Raw genomic sequence first — 16,344 nt, 5'->3', positions numbered from 1 at the left:
ATGGAAGCATTCACCGCACACACAGGCCGGGCCGTCCCGCTGCGCCGCAGCAACGTCGACACCGACCAGATCATCCCCGCGCACTGGCTGAAGAAGGTCACCCGCGACGGCTTCGAGGACGGGCTCTTCGAGGCCTGGCGCAAGGACGAGAACTTCGTCCTCAACCGGCCCGAGCGCAGTGGCGCCTCCGTACTGGTGGCCGGCCCCGACTTCGGCACCGGCTCGTCCCGCGAGCACGCGGTCTGGGCCCTGCAGAACTTCGGCTTCAAGGCGGTCATCTCCTCCCGGTTCGCCGACATCTTCCGCGGCAACTCGCTGAAGAACGGTCTGTTGACCGTCGTCCTCGACCAGAAGGTCGTCGACGCGCTGTGGGACCTGTCGGAGGCCGATCCGACGGCCGAGATCACCGTTGACCTGGAGAAGCGGCAGGTTCTCGCCGAGGGAATCACCGCCGACTTCGAGCTCGACGAGAACGCCCGCTGGCGACTGTTGAACGGGCTCGACGACATCAGCCTCACCCTTCAGAACGAAGGGGACATTGCGACTTACGAGGCGGCCAGGCCGTCCCATAAGCCGCGCACAATTGACGCCTGAGCAGCGCTTTTCCCGAACTGCGCCCCCTGCCTTCCGGCAGGGGGCGCAGTCGCTTGTTGAGACCCCCTCGGGCGACAACTCGCCCCAGATGGCACAATCGGTGCATGGGACGCGACAGCCAACTCGAGCTCTATGGCGAAGTCGCCGACCGATTGAAGGAAGCGCACGCAAGGGTGCGCACACTGCAAGTCCCGGAGGGCGTAAGGATGGCGCTGTCCCGGAAGCTGCTGGTCGTCACGGCCGCGGCTAAGCACGATCTTCCGGACGCGGCAAGGCGTCTGGACCGGTTGATGAAGGACCTCGACGAGGGCCGATTCCCCGAAGGTGACTGACTCTGCGGAACAGCGCAGCGGTCGACTTCGTTGCGGCACTAGGGTGATTAGCCCGTTTCGTGTTTGATTTGCGGTATATATCTGCCTAACGTGCGAAAAAGCCAGAACAGTTTCGTTCCGGCGATGTCTCCGAAGGGGAAGACGTGAACAAGGCGCAGCTCGTAGAAGCGATTGCCGACAAGGTCGGCGGCCGCCAGCAGGCCGCGGACGCGGTCGATGTGGTACTCGACGCGATCGTCCGTGCGGTTGTCGCGGGGGACCGTGTATCGGTCACCGGCTTCGGCTCGTTCGAGAAGGTCGACCGCCCCGCCCGGTACGCCCGCAACCCGCAGACGGGTGAGCGCGTGCGGGTCAAGAAGACGTCCGTCCCGCGTTTCCGCGCGGGACAGGGGTTCAAGGACCTGGTGAGCGGCTCCAAGAAGCTCCCCAAGAACGACGTGGCCGTGAAGAAGGCCCCCAAGGGCAGCCTCTCCGGCGGTTCTTCCACCCGTACGACGGCCAAGGCCGCGGCCAAGAAGGCCACCGCCAAGAAGGCCACCACCGCGCGCAAGACGACCGCCGCGGCCAAGAAGGCCACGCCCGCAGCGAAGAAGACCACGGCGAAGAAGACCACCGCCACGGCCAAGAAGACCACTGCGGCTGCGAAGAAGACGGCCCCGGCCAAGAAGGCGACGGCCACGAAGAAGACCGTGGCCGCCAAGACCGCACCCGCCAAGAAGACCACGGCGAAGAAGGCGCCCGCGAAGAAGACCACCGCGCGCAAGACCACAGCCAAGAAGGTCACCGCACGCAAGAAGTGAGACCGGGCAACGCTCGCTTCTCATACGCGCCGGGCCGGGCTCCCTCCGGGGAGCCCGGCCCGCGGGCTGTCAGGAGCCGTTCACAGCGTCTGCAGGGTCACCAGGGTGATCCGGAGGGACGCCCCCTCGCCCTCCGTCTCGAGCCGTACGCGCTGGCCCGGACGCAGCAGCCGCAGGCTGCCCGCGTCGAAGGCGGCGGCATCGAAGTCCACCGGGGTGCCGTCGTCGAGAAGCACGCTGCCGGTGCGGGTCTCGGAGTCGTACGTGAACGAGGTCGCCTGCATGAACGGCAGCCTATCGGTCCCCGGCCGGCGCCACCGAGGTCCGCAGCCGAGCGGTGTACGGCCCCACTCCGAGGGCCATGGCCACGTCCAGATCCCCGCCCGTGTCCACGTCCCTGCGCACGGAGTCGAGGCCGGGCAGCGAGATCTCCTCGGCCCCCGACGCCCGGTGCCGTGCCGCGGACGGTCCGCCGAAGGCCGGCCGCAATTCCACCCCGGGTGCCGCCGACAGGAATGTGGTCCCGATTCCCTGCGTATCGGTGACAAATGCGCGCGGAAATGCCGCGGAGAATTCGAGCACCCGCGCCAATTCCTCCGGGCGCAGTGCGGGCAGATCCGCGTTGAGGGCGGCCACCGCGGCGCCGGGACGCCGCGCGAGCACGGACCGCGCCCCGTACTCCAGCGCCGCGTTCAGCCCGGCCGCCGGTGCGTCGGCCACGACGCGGGCGCCGAGCGCGGCCAGCGCCGCCCCCGCGCTCAGGTCGTCCGTGACGACCACCACATCCCGTACGGCCCGGCAGGACAGTGCGGCGGACACCGTGTCCTGGGCGAACGCCAGGGCGAACAGGGGCCGGAGTTCCTCACCCGCCGCCCGCCCCAACCGGCTCTTGGCCCGCGCGAGAGGTTTCAGCGGGACGACCAGGGACCAGGTCTCGGTCGGGTCGGTGTTCGTGGCGATCTCCCCCTCCGTGCGCATCAGGACTTATTCTCGCCTGCCGGTACGACAACCCGGAGGGTCGCCCCCGCAGGCGAGGCGTACGGTGTTCTCCACACAGAAGCGGCCTGGGGGCGAGACGTCACCGCCACGAGCCAGGCAGCAGGTCAGTTCCTAGAGGAAGGCGTCCGAGTGCCCCGCCGTAGAATCGGCTTCTGGTACCGCCTGGCGGCGGTCATCGCAAAACCGCCCCTGGTGGTTCTGTTCAAGCGCGACTGGCGGGGAATGGAACACATTCCGGCCGATGGCGGATTCATCACAGCGGTCAATCACAACTCGTATCTGGACCCGCTTTCGTACGGTCACTTCCAGTACAACACCGGCCGGGTACCGCGGCTCCTCGCAAAAGCGGGACTGTTCAGGACCCCCTTTGTCGGAATGATGCTCCGCGGCACCGGACAGATCCCCGTATACCGTGAGACGAACAACGCGCTGGACGCTTTCCGCGCCGCCGTCGACGCCATCGAGCGGGGCGAATGCGTCGCTTTCTACCCGGAGGGCACCCTCACCCGGGACCCCGACATGTGGCCGATGGCCGGCAAGACCGGAGCCGCCCGCGTCGCCCTGATGACCAAGGCCCCCGTCATCCCCGTCGCCCAGTGGGGCGCCAACCTCGCGATGCCGCCCTACGCCGAGGACAACAAGCTCCGGCTGTTCCCCCGCAAGACCCTCACGGTCCAGGCGGGACCGCCGGTCGACCTCTCCCGCTTCCACGGCCTCGAGCCGACGCCGGAGGTGCTGCGCAGCGCCACCGAGGTCATCATGGCCGCGGTCACCGCACAGCTGGAGGACGTACGCGGCGAGAAGGCACCCACCGAGCTCTACGATCACCGCAAGGCCCGTGCTGAACAGCGGCGCAAGGCAGAGGGAAAGGGACCCACGTGACGCACCCCGCAAAGGCAGCCGTCTTCGGAACCGGCTCATGGGGTACGGCCTTCGCCATGGTCCTGGCGGACGCGGGCTGCGAGGTCACCCTCTGGGGCCGCCGCGCCGAAGTGGCCGACGCCATCAACACGACCCGTACCAACCCGGGCTATCTGCCGGGAATTGAGCTCCCCGCCTCGGTCCGGGCCACCACCGACGCCGCAGAGGCGCTGCGCGGCGCCGACTTCGCGGTCCTGGCCGTGCCCTCGCAGACGCTGCGCGCCAACCTCGCCGACTGGGTCCCGTACCTGGAACCGGGCACGGTTCTCGTCTCGCTGATGAAGGGTGTCGAACTCGGCACCGCCAAGCGGATGAGCGAGGTCATCCAGGACGTCACCGGGGTCGCCGCGGACCGTATCGCCGTCGTCACGGGACCCAACCTCGCCAAGGAGATCGCCGAACGCCGCCCCGCGGCCGCGGTCGTCGCCTGCTCGGACGAATCCGTGGCCCAGCGACTCCAGGCCGCCTGCCACACCCCGTACTTCCGGCCGTACACCAACACCGACGTCGTCGGCTGCGAACTCGGCGGCGCCGTCAAGAACGTCATCGGTCTCGCCGTGGGCATCGCCGACGGCATGGGCCTCGGCGACAACACCAAGGGCTCGCTCATCACCCGCGGCCTCGCCGAGACCACCCGCCTCGGCCTCGCCATGGGCGCCGACCCGCTGACGTTCTCCGGACTCGCCGGCCTCGGCGACCTCGTGGCCACGTGCTCGTCCCCGCTGTCCCGCAACCACACCTTCGGCACCAACCTCGGCCGGGGGATGACACTCCAGGAGACCGTCGCCGCCACCAGCCAGACGGCCGAGGGAGTCAAGTCCTGTGAGTCGGTGCTCGATCTGGCGCGCAGGCACGGCGTCGACATGCCCATCACCGAGACGGTCGTCGGTATCGTCCACGAGGGCAAGCCGCCCGTGGTCGCGGTCAAGGAGCTGATGTCGCGCAGCGCCAAGCCCGAGCGGCGCTGACTCGAGCCCTACCAGCAGGTACGCTCGTCGCGATATGAGCAGCCAGAACCTCCCCCAGAGCCCTGAGAGCCCCCTGAGCTCCGAGCAGAGCTCCGAGCAGAGCTCCGAGCAGGGCCGCAAGCCGCGCGTGGCCGTCGTGTTCGGCGGCCGGAGCTCCGAACACGGCATCTCGGTCGTCACGGCCGGTGCCATCATGAGCGCCATCGACCGGACGAAGTACGACGTCCTGCCGATCGGCATCACCAGGGACGGACGTTGGGCCCTCACGGCCGACGACCCGGCCCGTATGGCCATCACGGACCGCAAGGTCCCCGAGGTGGACCAGCTGACCGAGTCCGCGCGGGGAGTCGTCGCGCTCTCCGTCGACCCGGGCAGCCGCGAGGTCGTCCTCAGCGAACCCGGTGCGGTACCCACGGCCCTCGGCGAGGTCGACGTCGTCTTCCCCATGCTCCACGGCCCGTACGGCGAGGACGGCACGCTCCAGGGGCTCCTCGAGCTCTCCGGTGTGCCGTACGTCGGCGCGGGTGTGCTCGCCTCGGCCGTCGGCCAGGACAAGGAGTACATGAAGCGGGTGTTCACCTCCTTCGGGCTGCCGGTCGGCCCGTACGAGGTCGTCCGCCCCCGGGAGTGGGAGTCGGACCGCCCCGCCGCCCGCAAGCGCATCATGGAGTTCGCCGCCGAACACGGCTGGCCGCTCTTCGTGAAGCCCGCCCGCGGTGGCTCCTCCATGGGCATCACCAAGGTCGACGACGCCGCCGGTCTCGACGAGGCCGTCGAGGAAGCCCGCAGGCACGACCCCAAGTTCCTCGTGGAGTCCCTGCTGCGCGGCCGCGAGATCGAGTGCGGCGTGCTGGAGTTCGAGGACGGGCCCCGCGCCAGCGTCCCCGCCGAGATCCCGCCGGTCACCTCGCACGACTTCTACGACTTCGAGGCCAAGTACATCGACTCGGCGGCCGGCCTGGTGCCCGCCCCGCTCACCGAGGAGCAGACCGCCGAGGTCCAGCGCCTCGCCGTCGAAGCCTTCGAGGCCGCCTCCTGCGAGGGACTGGTGCGCGCCGACTTCTTCCTCACCGAGGACGGCACGTTCGTCATCAACGAGATCAACACCATGCCGGGCTTCACGCCGATCTCCATGTACCCGCGCATGTGGCAGGAGAGCGGCGTGGACTACCGGGAGCTGGTGGACCGGCTGATCCAGTCCGCGCTGAACCGCTCCACCGGACTGCGCTGACCCCGTGGGCTAGAGACTGTCGGGCACCGTGGCCCTGACCGGCGCGGCGAACGCCGACAGAGGGGTGGCGTCATGGGCGTACTCCGCCCCGAGCGTCACCTCGACATACGCCTTGCGGTAGGTGGTCGTGAACCGCGGACCGGCGTCATCCCGCTGCTCCAGCAGCCAGTTGACGCCGTCCGCGTCGATCGCCTCGGACTGGACATCGTCCATCTTCGCGGGCCGGGGGACTCCGCAGCGCAGTACGATCGCCCCGTCCCCCCAGGCGGCGGTCAGCACGGAATCCGGTCCGGGATCACTCCGCTCGAGACCGGTAATGGTCTTCGGCAGCTCCTCGTGCAGCGCCTCGCAGTACGCTGCGGCCTCCGGCGACGGCGTGGGAACCGTGACCGAGAGGCGAGCGCCGCCGAAGGAGCAGCCCACCGCGGCCAGGACGAGCAGGGCGGCGGCGGGCGCGGCGAGAAGTGCGGATCGGTGGGACCGGCGGCGGGTGTGCGTCACCGGACCAGCGTAATAGGGGGTCAGAGGTGGACGACCGGGCAGGTCAGGGTTCGTGTGATGCCGTCCACCTGCTGCACCTTGGCGACCACCATGCGGCCGAGCGCGTCGACCGTGTCGGCCTGCGCGCGCACGATCACGTCGTAAGGGCCTGTGACGTCCTCTGCCTGAATCACTCCCGGGAGCTTTGCGATGGTCTCGGCGACGATCGACGCCTTGCCCACCTCGGTCTGGATAAGGATGTACGCCTGTACCACGGAACCTCCAGGGCGGCCACGAGGATCATGTGGGGGAAAGGGACGCCACGTTATCGCGTTGCCGCGGGCCGCGGGGAGACCTGCGGGCCGGTTGACGTCCACAGCGTGGCGTACACAGCACAGAAGTTGACGTATCTCTTGACGGTACCGACAGCAGCAAGGGCGCGCGACCGCAAGCCCACCGGTGCAGAAGGGGGACAGTGATGCCCGTACGTCCCGGGGCCACCGGCTCCCGTCGACGGCCCGTTCACGGTCCGGACCTCCGGCCGCTGAAGCAGCCCGGACAGGTGTCCGGTGCGATAAATGAGAGGTGAGACTCGGTGAAGGGAACCGTGGGCGAGTTGGGGGAGTTCGGGCTCATCAGAGAGCTCACTTCCCGGCTCACCACCACTCCGGCGGTACGGCTGGGACCCGGCGACGACGCCGCGGTCGTGGCCGCTCCCGACCGCAGGGTCGTGGCCAGTACGGACATCCTGTTGGAAGGGCGGCACTTCCGCCGCGACTGGTCGACCGCGTACGACGTCGGCCGCAAGGCCGCCGCACAGAACCTCGCCGACATCGCGGCCATGGGCGCCGTGCCCACGGCACTGCTCCTCGGCCTCGTCGTACCCGCCGACCTCCCGGTCACCTGGGCCGCCGAACTGATGGACGGGCTGCGTGACGAATGCCAGGTCGCCGGCGCCGCCGTGGTCGGGGGCGATGTCGTCGGCGGCGACACCATCACCGTCGCGATCACCGCACTCGGCGATCTGCGCAACCACGAACCCGTCACCCGGTCCGGTGCCAGGCCCGGCGACGTCGTCGCCGTCACCGGCTGGCTCGGCTGGTCGGCCGCCGGATTCGCCGTGCTCTCCCGCGGCTTCCGCTCGCCACGCGCTTTCGTCGAGGCCCACCGGCGGCCCGAACCGCCCTACCACGCGGGCCCCGCGGCGGCCGGGCTCGGCGCCACCGCCATGACCGACGTCAGCGACGGCCTCGTCGCCGACCTCGGACACATCGCTGAGGCCAGCAAGGTCAGGATCGATCTGCGCTCCGGACTGATCGACATCCCCTCGCAGATGTCCGACATCGGACAGGCCGTCGGCGTCGACCCGCTGCAGTGGGTGCTCACCGGGGGAGAGGACCACGCGATCGTGGCGACGTTCCCCCAGGACGTGAAGCTCCCCGCCCGCTGGAAGGTGATCGGCGAGGTCCTCAACCCCTCCGCGCTGCCCCAGGTCACCGTCGACGGGGCGCCCTGGACGAGCAAGGGCGGCTGGGACCACTTCGGTTCCATCGAGGAAGCCCAGTAGATTCCGGGGCATGGCCATACCGACCGCTGTTCCGCCCAGAGTGCTCACCGTCGCCGGATCCGACTCCGGCGGCGGTGCGGGCATCCAGGCCGACCTCAAGACGATGCTGGCCCTCGGGACGCACGGAATGAGTGTCCTGACCGCTGTCACCGCCCAGAACTCGCTGGGCGTCCAGGGGGCCTGGGACCTTCCCGTGGAAGCCGTACGCGCCCAGTACCGCAGTGTCGTCGACGACATCGGCATCCAGGCCGTGAAGACCGGCATGCTGTCCTCGGCCGCGCTCGTCGACGCCGTCGCCGGCCTCCTGGCGGGGACGGACGCACCTGTCGTCGTCGATCCCGTCGGGGTCTCCAAGCACGGGGACGCGCTGCTGGCCGCCGAGGCCCTCGATTCCGTACGGACGAAACTCTTGCCGACCGCGACGGTGGCCACCCCGAACCTCGACGAAGTGACCCAGCTCACCGGGATCACGGTCACCGACGCGCGGGGCATGCGGCTGGCCGCCGCCGAGGTGCTCTCCTACGGGCCGCGCTGGGTGGTCATCAAGGGCGGACATCTGCCGGGCGAGGCCGTGGACCTGCTGACGGACGGCAGCGAGGAACACTGGCTGCGGGCGCCGCGGCACGACAACCGGCACACCCACGGCACGGGCTGCACCCTGGCCTCGGCGATCGCGTGCGGACTCGCCAAGGGCCACGACGTGCCGACAGCCGTACGGGGCGCGAAGGCGTACGTCACCGGCGCGATCGAAGCAGGCTTCGCGCTGGGCGGAGGGATAGGCCCCGTCGACCACGGCTGGCGGACCCGCGCCCGCTGAGCGCGGGGCGGAGCACAGCAAAAAGCCGGTCCACCGAGGTGGACCGGCTTTTTGGGCAACCGGAAGGCTGCGCTACGACGGGAACGTCAGCGCGCGACCTTGCCGGCCTTGATGCACGAGGTGCAGACGTTGAGCCGCTTCGGCGTCCGACCGACCACGGCACGCACGCGCTGGATGTTGGGATTCCAGCGACGGGACGTACGGCGGTGCGAGTGCGAAATGCTGTTGCCGAAGCTCGGCCCCTTGCCGCAAACGTCGCAGTTGGCAGCCACGGGTCACTCCAAAGACTTCAGATGCACTTACAGTGAATTCCGGCGCGCCGGATTCATTTGACTGAAGTGGCGGTACCGGAGGAATGGCCCGACTCTCGCCGGGCAACCGAAGCAGCATACAACGCCTGCTTCGGAGATACGAAACTACCACGGACCGCAGGTCCGTCCCGCCCGCCCCTGTCCGGGCCCGGTGCTCCGGGCGAGGGCTACTCTGCGGTGCAGTCCGCCCCCCTCGGCCGCCTCAAGGAGGACCACACGGTGCCGCAGTCCCCCGACGATCTGGACGCCGTCGCGGTGCGCACCTGGTGCTCACTGGCGCTGGAAGCCCTGGGCCGCGAGCGCGAGGCGATCGACGCCATCAACGTCTATCCCGTCGCCGACGGGGACACCGGCACCAACCTCTACCTGACCGTGGAGTCCGCGGCGGCAGCCGTCGAAGCGGTATTCGCGGCCCATGAGACCGGCTCCACCGTGCCCGCCGCCGCCGACGCCGTACGGGCGATGGCGCACGGCGCGCTGATCGGCGCCCGCGGGAACTCCGGCACGATCCTGGCCCAGCTGCTGCGCGGCATGGCGGGAGTGCTCGCCGAGGCGGGTGACGCGGATCACCTGCGCACCGCCCTGGCCGAGGCCGCCACCGCCGCCCGCCGGGCCGTCGCCCACCCCGTGGAGGGCACCGTGCTGACCGTCGCGAGCGCCGCCGCCGATGCCGCCGGGGCCACCGCGGGCACCGCAGACCTCACCGCCGTGCTCGACGCCGCGTACGAAGGCGCGCGCACGGCACTGGCCGCGACCCCCGGACAGCTCGCCGTCCTCGGCAGGGCGGGCGTCGTGGACGCGGGTGGGCAAGGCCTCGTGACCGTGCTCGGGGCGCTGCTCGAAGCGGTCGGCGGGCAGACACCTGCGCGCACGCCGAAGGTGGCCCCCGACGTCCTGCCCCTGACCGGCGACTGCGCCCAGGAAGGACCGGACAGTGGTCCCGCCTTCGAGGTGATCTACCTGCTGGAGGCCCGCGACGCAGCCGTCGACCGGCTGCGGAGCCGACTGGACGCGCTGGGCGACTCCCTCGTCGTGGTCGGCGGCGACGGCCTGTGGAACGTCCACGTCCATGTCGACGACGCCGGAGCCGCTGTGGAGGCGGGCGTCGAGGCCGGCCGGCCGTACCGGATCCGGATCACGCACTTCGCCGCCGACCGGGTCCGCGCCCACCTCGAACCCGCCCAGCGCGGCGTCGTCGTCGTGGTCCCCGGAGACGGGCTGTCCGGCCTGTGCACGGAGGCCGGGGCGACCACGGTGCTCGCACGCCCCGGCGAGCCGCCGGCCAGCGGCGAACTGGTCGACGCGATCCGCCGGGCCCACGCCCGCGAGGTGGTCCTGCTGCCCAACGACGCCCAACTGCGCCACACCGCGGCGGCAGCCGCCGAACAGGCCAGGGCCGAGGGCGTCCGCGTCGCCCTGATCCCCACCCGCGCCGCCGTCCAGGGCATCGCCGCGCTCGCCGTACACGAACCCGACCGCAGCTTCGACGAGGACGTCGTCGCGATGACCGCGGCCGCCGGCGCCACCCGGTACGCCGAACTCGCCGTCGCCGAAAGGCAGTCGTGGACCATGGCCGGCATCTGCCAGGCGGGCGACATCCTCGGCCTGATCGACGGGGACGTCGCCGTCATCGGCGAGGACGTCCCCGGCACGGCCCGGACCGTCCTGGACCGGATGCTGTCGGCGGGCGGCGAACTCGTCACGCTGGTCCTGGGCGAGGACGTCCCCGACACCCTGGCCGACGCCCTGCAGGAGCACGTCCGCGAGGGCTACTTGGCCGTGGACACGGTGATCTACCGGGGCGGCCACCAGGCGGCACCCCTGCTGATCGGCGTCGAGTAGCGGGTCCCGGTGCGGCGCCCGGCGACATTTGTCGGTGCCGTGGTGTGCAATGGATCGCGTGTCCGCGTTCGATGAACCCCTCAAGAAGCTGCTCGGCGGAGCCACCGCGAAGGTGATGGCCGAACACCTCGACCTGCACACGGTCGGCGACCTGCTGCACCACTACCCCCGGCGCTACGAGGAGCGGGGCCGCCTCACGGCGCTCACCGAGCTCCCGCTGGACGAGCACGTGACGGTCGTCGCACAGGTCGCCGATGCGCGGGTCATGATGTTCAACAACGGCCGCGGCAAGCGCCTCGAAGTCACCCTCACCGACGGCAGCGGCAGACTCCAGCTCGTCTTCTTCGGACACGGTGTCCACAAACCGCACAAGGAGCTGCTCCCCGGCCGACGCGCGATGTTCGCCGGCAAGGTCTCCGTCTTCAACCGGAAGATGCAGCTCGCCCACCCCACCTACCAACTCCTCGACGCCCAGGACGAGGACGAGGCGACCGACGCCGTGGACGCCTTCGCCGGGCAGCTGCTGCCGATCTACCCCGCCTGCAAGCAGCTCGACTCCTGGCGGATCGCCAAGGCGGTCGACACCGTCCTGCCGAGCGCACAGGAGGCCGTCGACCCGCTGCCCGCAGCACTCCGGGAGGGGCGCGGGTTCGTCCCGCTGCCCGAGGCGCTGCTCAAGATCCACCGTCCGCACACCAAGGCGGACATCGCGGCCGCGCGAGACCGGCTGAAGTGGGACGAGGCCTTCGTCCTCCAGGTCGCGCTCGCCCGCCGCCGATACGCGGACACACAACTTCCGGCGGTGGCCCGCCGATCCGTCCCCGACGGACTGCTCGACGCCTTCGACGCCAAGCTGCCCTTCACCCTCACCGAAGGCCAGCAGAAGGTCACCGGAGAGATCTTCGGCGACCTGGCCACCGAGCACCCGATGCACCGGCTGCTGCAGGGCGAGGTCGGCTCAGGGAAGACGATGGTCGCCCTGCGCGCCATGCTCACCGTCGTCGACGCGGGCGGCCAGGCCGCGATGCTGGCACCCACCGAGGTGCTCGCCCAGCAGCACCACCGGTCCATCACCGAGATGATGGGCGAGCTCGCGGAAGGCGGCATGCTCGGCGGCTCCGACCGGGGCACGAAAGTGGTCCTGCTCACCGGCTCCATGGGCGTCCCGGCCCGCCGCCAGGCCCTGCTCGACCTGGTCACCGGCGAGGCCGGGATCGTGATCGGCACCCATGCGCTGATCGAGGACAAGGTGCAGTTCCACGACCTCGGTCTGGTCGTCGTCGACGAACAGCACCGCTTCGGCGTGGAACAGCGCGACGCACTGCGCTCCAAGGGCAAGCAGCCGCCGCACCTGCTGGTCATGACCGCCACACCCATTCCCCGTACCGTCGCGATGACCGTCTTCGGGGACCTGGAGACCTCCGTCCTGGACCAGCTCCCGGCCGGCCGCTCACCCATCGCCAGCCATGTCGTCCCCGCCAAGGACAAGCCGCACTTCCTCAGCCGCGCCTGGGAACGCGTCCGCGAGGAAGTGGAGAACGGCCACCAGGCGTACGTGGTGTGCCCCCGCATCGGGGACGACGCCGACGAGGCCGCGGAGAAGAAGAAGGGGAAGAAGCAGGCCGTTCCGGAGGACGACGACGAGAAGCGTCCGCCGCTCGCCGTGCTGGAGATCGCCGAGCAGCTCCGCAAGGGCGCGCTCACCGTTCTGCGGGTCGAGGTGCTCCACGGCAGGATGCACCCCGACGACAAGGACGACGTGATGCGCCGGTTCGCCGCCGGGCAGGTCGACGTCCTTGTCGCCACCACCGTCATCGAGGTCGGGGTGAACGTCCCGAACGCCACCGCAATGGTGATCATGGACGCCGACCGCTTCGGCGTCTCCCAGCTGCACCAGCTCCGCGGCCGCGTCGGGCGAGGCTCGGCCCCCGGCCTCTGCCTGCTGGTCAGTGAGGCCCATGAGGCGAGTCCCGCCCGGGCCAGGCTCTCCGCCGTCGCAGCCACCCTCGACGGCTTCGAGCTCTCCCGGATCGACCTCGAACAGCGCCGCGAGGGCGATGTCCTCGGCCAGGCCCAGTCCGGCGTCCGCTCCTCCCTGCGCGTGCTCAGCGTCATCGACGACGAGGAGGTCATCGCGGCGGCCCGCGAGGAGGCCGTCCGCGTCGTCGCGGACGACCCCGCGCTGGAACGGCTCCCCGAGCTGCGCATCGCGCTGGACGCGCTCCTGGACAAGGACCGGGAGGAGTACCTCGACAAGGGGTGACCAGGGCCGGATCGGCACCGACGCCATATCGTGGGGAGCACGGCACGCGTCCCGTCCTGCGTGCTGCCCGCGACCCGAGGACCAGACACCCATGACCCGCGTGATCGCCGGCTCGGCCGGCGGACGCCGCCTGGCCGTCCCGCCCGGCACCGGCACCCGCCCCACGTCCGACCGGGCGCGCGAGGGCCTGTTCTCCACCTGGGAAGCGCTCCTGGGCACTCTCGACGGCATCCGCATCGCCGATCTCTACGCGGGTTCCGGCGCCGTCGGCCTCGAGGCGCTCTCCCGAGGTGCGGTCCACGCACTGCTCGTGGAGGCCGACGCCAAGGCCCTGCGCACCGTCCGTGACAACGTCCGCACCCTCGGTCTGCCGGGCGCCGAAGTTCGACCGGGCAAAGCCGAGCAGATCGTGACAGGACCGGCGCCCGCGGATCCCTACGACGTGGTGTTCCTGGACCCGCCGTACGCCGTCACCGATGGCGATCTTGGCGAGATACTGCTCACACTCCGTGCTCAGGGGTGGCTCAGCGACGATGCTCTCGTCACGGTGGAACGCAGCACACGAGGCGGAGAATTCAGCTGGCCGACAGGATTCGAGCCACTGCGGGCCCGTCGCTACGGCGAGGGAACGCTTTGGTACGGTCGCGCCGCCTCTACGTGCGAAGACGCACGATGACCGCATCGGAGAGCGAGGGAACCACGTTGCGCCGCGCCGTCTGTCCGGGGTCGTTCGACCCCATCACCAACGGACATCTCGACATCATTGGCCGAGCCTCGAAGCTGTACGACGTCGTGCACGTCGCGGTGATGATCAACCAGTCCAAGAACGGACTGTTCACGGTCGAGGAGCGGATCGAGATGATCCGCGAGGTCACCGCGGACTTCGGCAACGTCGAGGTCGAGTCCTTCCACGGCCTGCTGGTCGACTTCTGCAAGCAGCGAGACATCCCGGCGATCGTGAAGGGCCTGCGGGCCGTCAGCGACTTCGACTACGAGCTGCAGATGGCCCAGATGAACAACGGGCTCTCGGGGGTCGAGACACTCTTCGTGCCGACCAATCCCACCTACAGTTTCCTGTCGTCCTCCCTGGTCAAGGAGGTGGCGACCTGGGGCGGCGACGTCTCGCACCTGCTGCCGCCGTCCGTCCACGAGGCCCTCGTGGAGCGCCTCGGCCAGAAGTGACGTGCTGACCGTCCGTCACCAGGTGTCGGACGGCAGGCGACTGGCCTTACAGTCGTCCCGTCCGTCTCCAACAGCAGCAGAGAGTGGCGAGCACACGGTGGACGTGCAGAAGAAGCTCGACGAGATCGTCGAAACGGTCGGGAACGCCCGTGCCATGCCCATGTCGGCGTCCTGTGTGATCAACCGCGCCGAGCTGCTCGCGATGCTCGAAGAGGTGCGCGAGGCGCTGCCCGGCTCGCTGGCACACGCCGAGGAGCTCATCGGCGGCCGTGAGCAGCTCGTGGAGCAGGCCCGGCAGGAGGCCGAACGGATCATCGAGTCGGCCCACGCCCAGCGAGGCTCGCTGGTCTCCGACACCGAGATCGCCCGGCGGTCCCAGGCGGAGGCCGACCGGATCCTCTCCGAGGCCCGCAGGGAGGCCGACGAGGTCCGCGGCGAGGCCGACGAGTACGTCGACAGCAAGCTCGCCAACTTCGAGGTCGTCCTCACCAAGACGATCGGTTCCGTCGACCGCGGCCGGGAGAAGCTCCTGGGCCGCAGCGAAGGGCTCGACGAGCAGGGCTACGAGGACCCGGACTTCACCGAGGCACCCGAGCGCAGCGCGGACCCCGAGACGCTTCGCCGGCGCGCCGACGACTACGTCGACACCAAGCTCGGTGCCTTCGAGGCCGTGCTCGCCAAGACCCTGGAAGCCGTCGGCCGCGGCCGGCAGAAACTGCACGGCCGCGTCGCCACCGACGACCTCGGCGCGCACATGGCGGCCCAGGACGCCGCGGGCGGCCACCAGCGCACCAGCGACGAGGACCACTGGGCGGGCCTGGCCGAGCTCTCCACCCCCGAACCGCAGCACGCACCCGGGCAGCCCCTGTACGCGGAGCCCGCGCAGCCGGGCTACGCGCCGGTGGCCGACTATCAGGACGGCACGGTCCCGGACTACCAGGACCCCTCGCAGTCCGGGTTCCCCGTGCAGGCGCAGCCGGAGCCGCAGTACGCGCAGACGTACGCCTACCAGGACCAGCCGGTCCAGCAGGAGGGCTACGGCTACCAGCAGCAGGACCCGTACGCGGCCTACCAGCAGCAGGGCTACGACCCCAACCAGCAGCAGCAGGAGTACTGGCCGCAGCAGGCCCAGGTGCCGGCTCAGCAGGGCGAGAGCGCGCTCGACGAGACCAGCCTCTTCGACACCAGCATGATCGACCTGGAGCAGTTGCGCCGGTACGAACAGGGCCGCTGACCGGAGCGGTCCGTACCGGATTGGGTGCTGGGCGGTACGTCCAGTATCCTGGCTCTTCGGTCGCGCGTATTCCGCGATCCCGGCTGCCCTCTTTCCTGAGGACAGGGGCAGCTTCCCCGAAGCAGAACCACGCACATGATCTCGAAAGCAGGAAAAGCCCTGAACGGCCACCTCGACCACCGCAGCCCTCTCGTGTTCGATACGCGCGAGCTGGGCCGGCGTCCGGGTACCCAGAAGCGGCTGACCCGCACGGCGGAAGCACCGAAGGACCTCGGCATCGACGGGGTCGTCGGAGTTCCGGAGAACGCGCCCCTGGTGCTGGACCTCCGCCTCGAATCGGTCATGGAAGGGGTGCTCGTCACAGGCACCGCCCGTGCGACGGCCGAGGGGGAGTGCGTAAGGTGTCTGGAGCCGCTGACCCTCAAGGTCGAAGCGGACTTCCAGGAAATGTTCTCGTACCCTGACGCCGATGACCGGAACCGCAGCAGGACTGCGGACCCGGTCGACGACGCCGAGGACGACGAGGACAGGTTCTTTCTCGAGGACGACTCGTTCGACCTCGAGCCTGTGCTGCGTGACGCGGTGGTGCTCGCACTGCCGCTGCAGCCGGTGTGCAAGGAGACCTGTGCCGGTCTGTGTTCCGAATGCGGGATCAGGCTGGACGAGAATCCGGACCACCACCACGACGTCGCCGACATCCGTTGGGCGGCACTGCAAGGACTCGCCGAGACCGTTCAGGACGGCGAGAAGGACAACATGGGCGGCGCCGAACCTGGCGTCGACGAGAAGCAGGAGAAGTAGCC

19 protein-coding genes are annotated in these 16,344 nt (G+C 70.0%); 14 read left to right on the top strand and 5 right to left on the bottom strand.

Features of this window, described 5'->3' with window-relative positions; all coding sequences use genetic code 11:
• The 3 genes from leuD to ABZS61_RS30195 all read left to right on the top strand — a co-directional run bounded on the left by leuD (position 1) and on the right by ABZS61_RS30195 (position 1,726).
• Positions 1 to 594 carry a 3-isopropylmalate dehydratase small subunit gene (gene leuD / locus ABZS61_RS30205; RefSeq protein ID WP_356428129.1) on the top strand — a complete coding sequence of 198 codons (594 nt, stop codon included), beginning with the start codon at positions 1 to 3 and terminating at the stop codon, positions 592 to 594.
• Positions 595 to 698: 104 nt separating this feature from the next.
• Positions 699 to 926 (top strand): hypothetical protein, encoded by a 228-nt coding sequence (locus ABZS61_RS30200; RefSeq protein WP_329207005.1) that lies wholly within the window; start codon positions 699 to 701, stop codon positions 924 to 926.
• 143 nt (positions 927 to 1,069) lie between these two features.
• A complete protein-coding gene (locus ABZS61_RS30195; protein ID WP_356428126.1) occupies positions 1,070 to 1,726 on the top strand; it encodes an HU family DNA-binding protein in 657 nt (218 codons plus the stop codon).
• An 80-nt stretch (positions 1,727 to 1,806) separates the two neighbouring features.
• Here ABZS61_RS30195 and ABZS61_RS30190 read toward each other — a convergent pair whose 3' ends face one another.
• Positions 1,807 to 2,010 (bottom strand): hypothetical protein, encoded by a 204-nt coding sequence (locus tag ABZS61_RS30190; RefSeq protein WP_351172167.1) that lies wholly within the window; start codon positions 2,008 to 2,010, stop codon positions 1,807 to 1,809.
• Positions 2,011 to 2,020: 10 nt separating this feature from the next.
• Positions 2,021 to 2,704, bottom strand: coding sequence for a 2-phospho-L-lactate guanylyltransferase (cofC, locus tag ABZS61_RS30185; protein ID WP_356428123.1), 684 nt, complete (start codon positions 2,702 to 2,704; stop codon positions 2,021 to 2,023).
• Positions 2,705 to 2,854: 150 nt separating this feature from the next.
• Here cofC and ABZS61_RS30180 point away from each other — a divergent pair, with 150 nt between their 5' ends.
• Genes ABZS61_RS30180 through ABZS61_RS30170 form a run of 3 tightly spaced genes read left to right on the top strand, consistent with a single transcriptional unit; the run spans position 2,855 to position 5,845 of the window.
• Positions 2,855 to 3,607 (top strand): lysophospholipid acyltransferase family protein, encoded by a 753-nt coding sequence (locus ABZS61_RS30180; protein ID WP_356428120.1) that lies wholly within the window; start codon positions 2,855 to 2,857, stop codon positions 3,605 to 3,607.
• Complete coding sequence (locus tag ABZS61_RS30175) at positions 3,604 to 4,614, top strand: NAD(P)H-dependent glycerol-3-phosphate dehydrogenase (RefSeq protein WP_356428116.1); 1,011 nt, start codon at positions 3,604 to 3,606, stop codon at positions 4,612 to 4,614. Before ABZS61_RS30180 ends, ABZS61_RS30175 begins: the two co-directional genes overlap by 4 nt.
• A gap of 34 nt (positions 4,615 to 4,648) precedes the next feature.
• A complete protein-coding gene (locus ABZS61_RS30170) occupies positions 4,649 to 5,845 on the top strand; it encodes a D-alanine--D-alanine ligase family protein (RefSeq protein ID WP_356428113.1) in 1,197 nt (398 codons plus the stop codon).
• Between the two features lie 9 nt (positions 5,846 to 5,854).
• On the opposite strand, the gene ABZS61_RS30165 is transcribed toward ABZS61_RS30170, so the two are convergent.
• Together ABZS61_RS30165 and ABZS61_RS30160 are read right to left on the bottom strand one after the other, a co-directional pair.
• Positions 5,855 to 6,346, bottom strand: a complete 492-nt coding sequence (locus tag ABZS61_RS30165; RefSeq protein WP_356428110.1) for a DUF3515 domain-containing protein — start codon at positions 6,344 to 6,346, stop codon at positions 5,855 to 5,857.
• Between the two features lie 20 nt (positions 6,347 to 6,366).
• Complete coding sequence (locus tag ABZS61_RS30160; RefSeq protein ID WP_056791028.1) at positions 6,367 to 6,600, bottom strand: Lrp/AsnC ligand binding domain-containing protein; 234 nt, start codon at positions 6,598 to 6,600, stop codon at positions 6,367 to 6,369.
• Between the two features lie 320 nt (positions 6,601 to 6,920).
• Here ABZS61_RS30160 and ABZS61_RS30155 point away from each other — a divergent pair, with 320 nt between their 5' ends.
• Together ABZS61_RS30155 and thiD are read left to right on the top strand one after the other, a co-directional pair.
• Entirely contained in the window at positions 6,921 to 7,892 is a 972-nt protein-coding gene (locus tag ABZS61_RS30155) for a thiamine-phosphate kinase (RefSeq protein WP_356428106.1), read from the top strand.
• A gap of 10 nt (positions 7,893 to 7,902) precedes the next feature.
• Entirely contained in the window at positions 7,903 to 8,709 is an 807-nt protein-coding gene (gene thiD, locus ABZS61_RS30150; protein WP_356428104.1) for a bifunctional hydroxymethylpyrimidine kinase/phosphomethylpyrimidine kinase, read from the top strand.
• 86 nt (positions 8,710 to 8,795) lie between these two features.
• On the opposite strand, the gene rpmB is transcribed toward thiD, so the two are convergent.
• Positions 8,796 to 8,981, bottom strand: a complete 186-nt coding sequence (rpmB, locus tag ABZS61_RS30145) for a 50S ribosomal protein L28 (protein ID WP_003965989.1) — start codon at positions 8,979 to 8,981, stop codon at positions 8,796 to 8,798.
• A 258-nt stretch (positions 8,982 to 9,239) separates the two neighbouring features.
• On the opposite strand from rpmB, the gene ABZS61_RS30140 reads away from it, so the two are divergent.
• The 6 genes from ABZS61_RS30140 (at position 9,240) to ABZS61_RS30115 (ending at position 16,342) form a co-directional block, all read left to right on the top strand.
• Positions 9,240 to 10,862, top strand: coding sequence for a DAK2 domain-containing protein (locus ABZS61_RS30140; RefSeq protein ID WP_356428176.1), 1,623 nt, complete (start codon positions 9,240 to 9,242; stop codon positions 10,860 to 10,862).
• Between the two features lie 49 nt (positions 10,863 to 10,911).
• Positions 10,912 to 13,125 (top strand): ATP-dependent DNA helicase RecG, encoded by a 2,214-nt coding sequence (recG, locus tag ABZS61_RS30135; protein ID WP_356428101.1) that lies wholly within the window; start codon positions 10,912 to 10,914, stop codon positions 13,123 to 13,125.
• 91 nt (positions 13,126 to 13,216) lie between these two features.
• Complete coding sequence (gene rsmD / locus ABZS61_RS30130; protein WP_356428098.1) at positions 13,217 to 13,801, top strand: 16S rRNA (guanine(966)-N(2))-methyltransferase RsmD; 585 nt, start codon at positions 13,217 to 13,219, stop codon at positions 13,799 to 13,801.
• Positions 13,802 to 13,827: 26 nt separating this feature from the next.
• Positions 13,828 to 14,307 (top strand): pantetheine-phosphate adenylyltransferase, encoded by a 480-nt coding sequence (coaD, locus tag ABZS61_RS30125; protein ID WP_329215035.1) that lies wholly within the window; start codon positions 13,828 to 13,830, stop codon positions 14,305 to 14,307.
• Positions 14,308 to 14,404: 97 nt separating this feature from the next.
• Positions 14,405 to 15,541, top strand: a complete 1,137-nt coding sequence (locus ABZS61_RS30120) for a cell division initiation protein (protein ID WP_356428095.1) — start codon at positions 14,405 to 14,407, stop codon at positions 15,539 to 15,541.
• A 135-nt stretch (positions 15,542 to 15,676) separates the two neighbouring features.
• Positions 15,677 to 16,342, top strand: a complete 666-nt coding sequence (locus tag ABZS61_RS30115; protein WP_356428091.1) for a DUF177 domain-containing protein — start codon at positions 15,677 to 15,679, stop codon at positions 16,340 to 16,342.
• The last annotated feature ends 2 nt before the right edge of the window (positions 16,343 to 16,344 follow it).

The organism is Streptomyces sp. NPDC005566 (assembly GCF_040605575.1).
In the GTDB taxonomy this organism is placed as follows: Bacteria; Actinomycetota; Actinomycetes; order Streptomycetales; family Streptomycetaceae; genus Streptomyces.
This window is presented reverse-complemented; position numbering and strand designations above follow the sequence as displayed.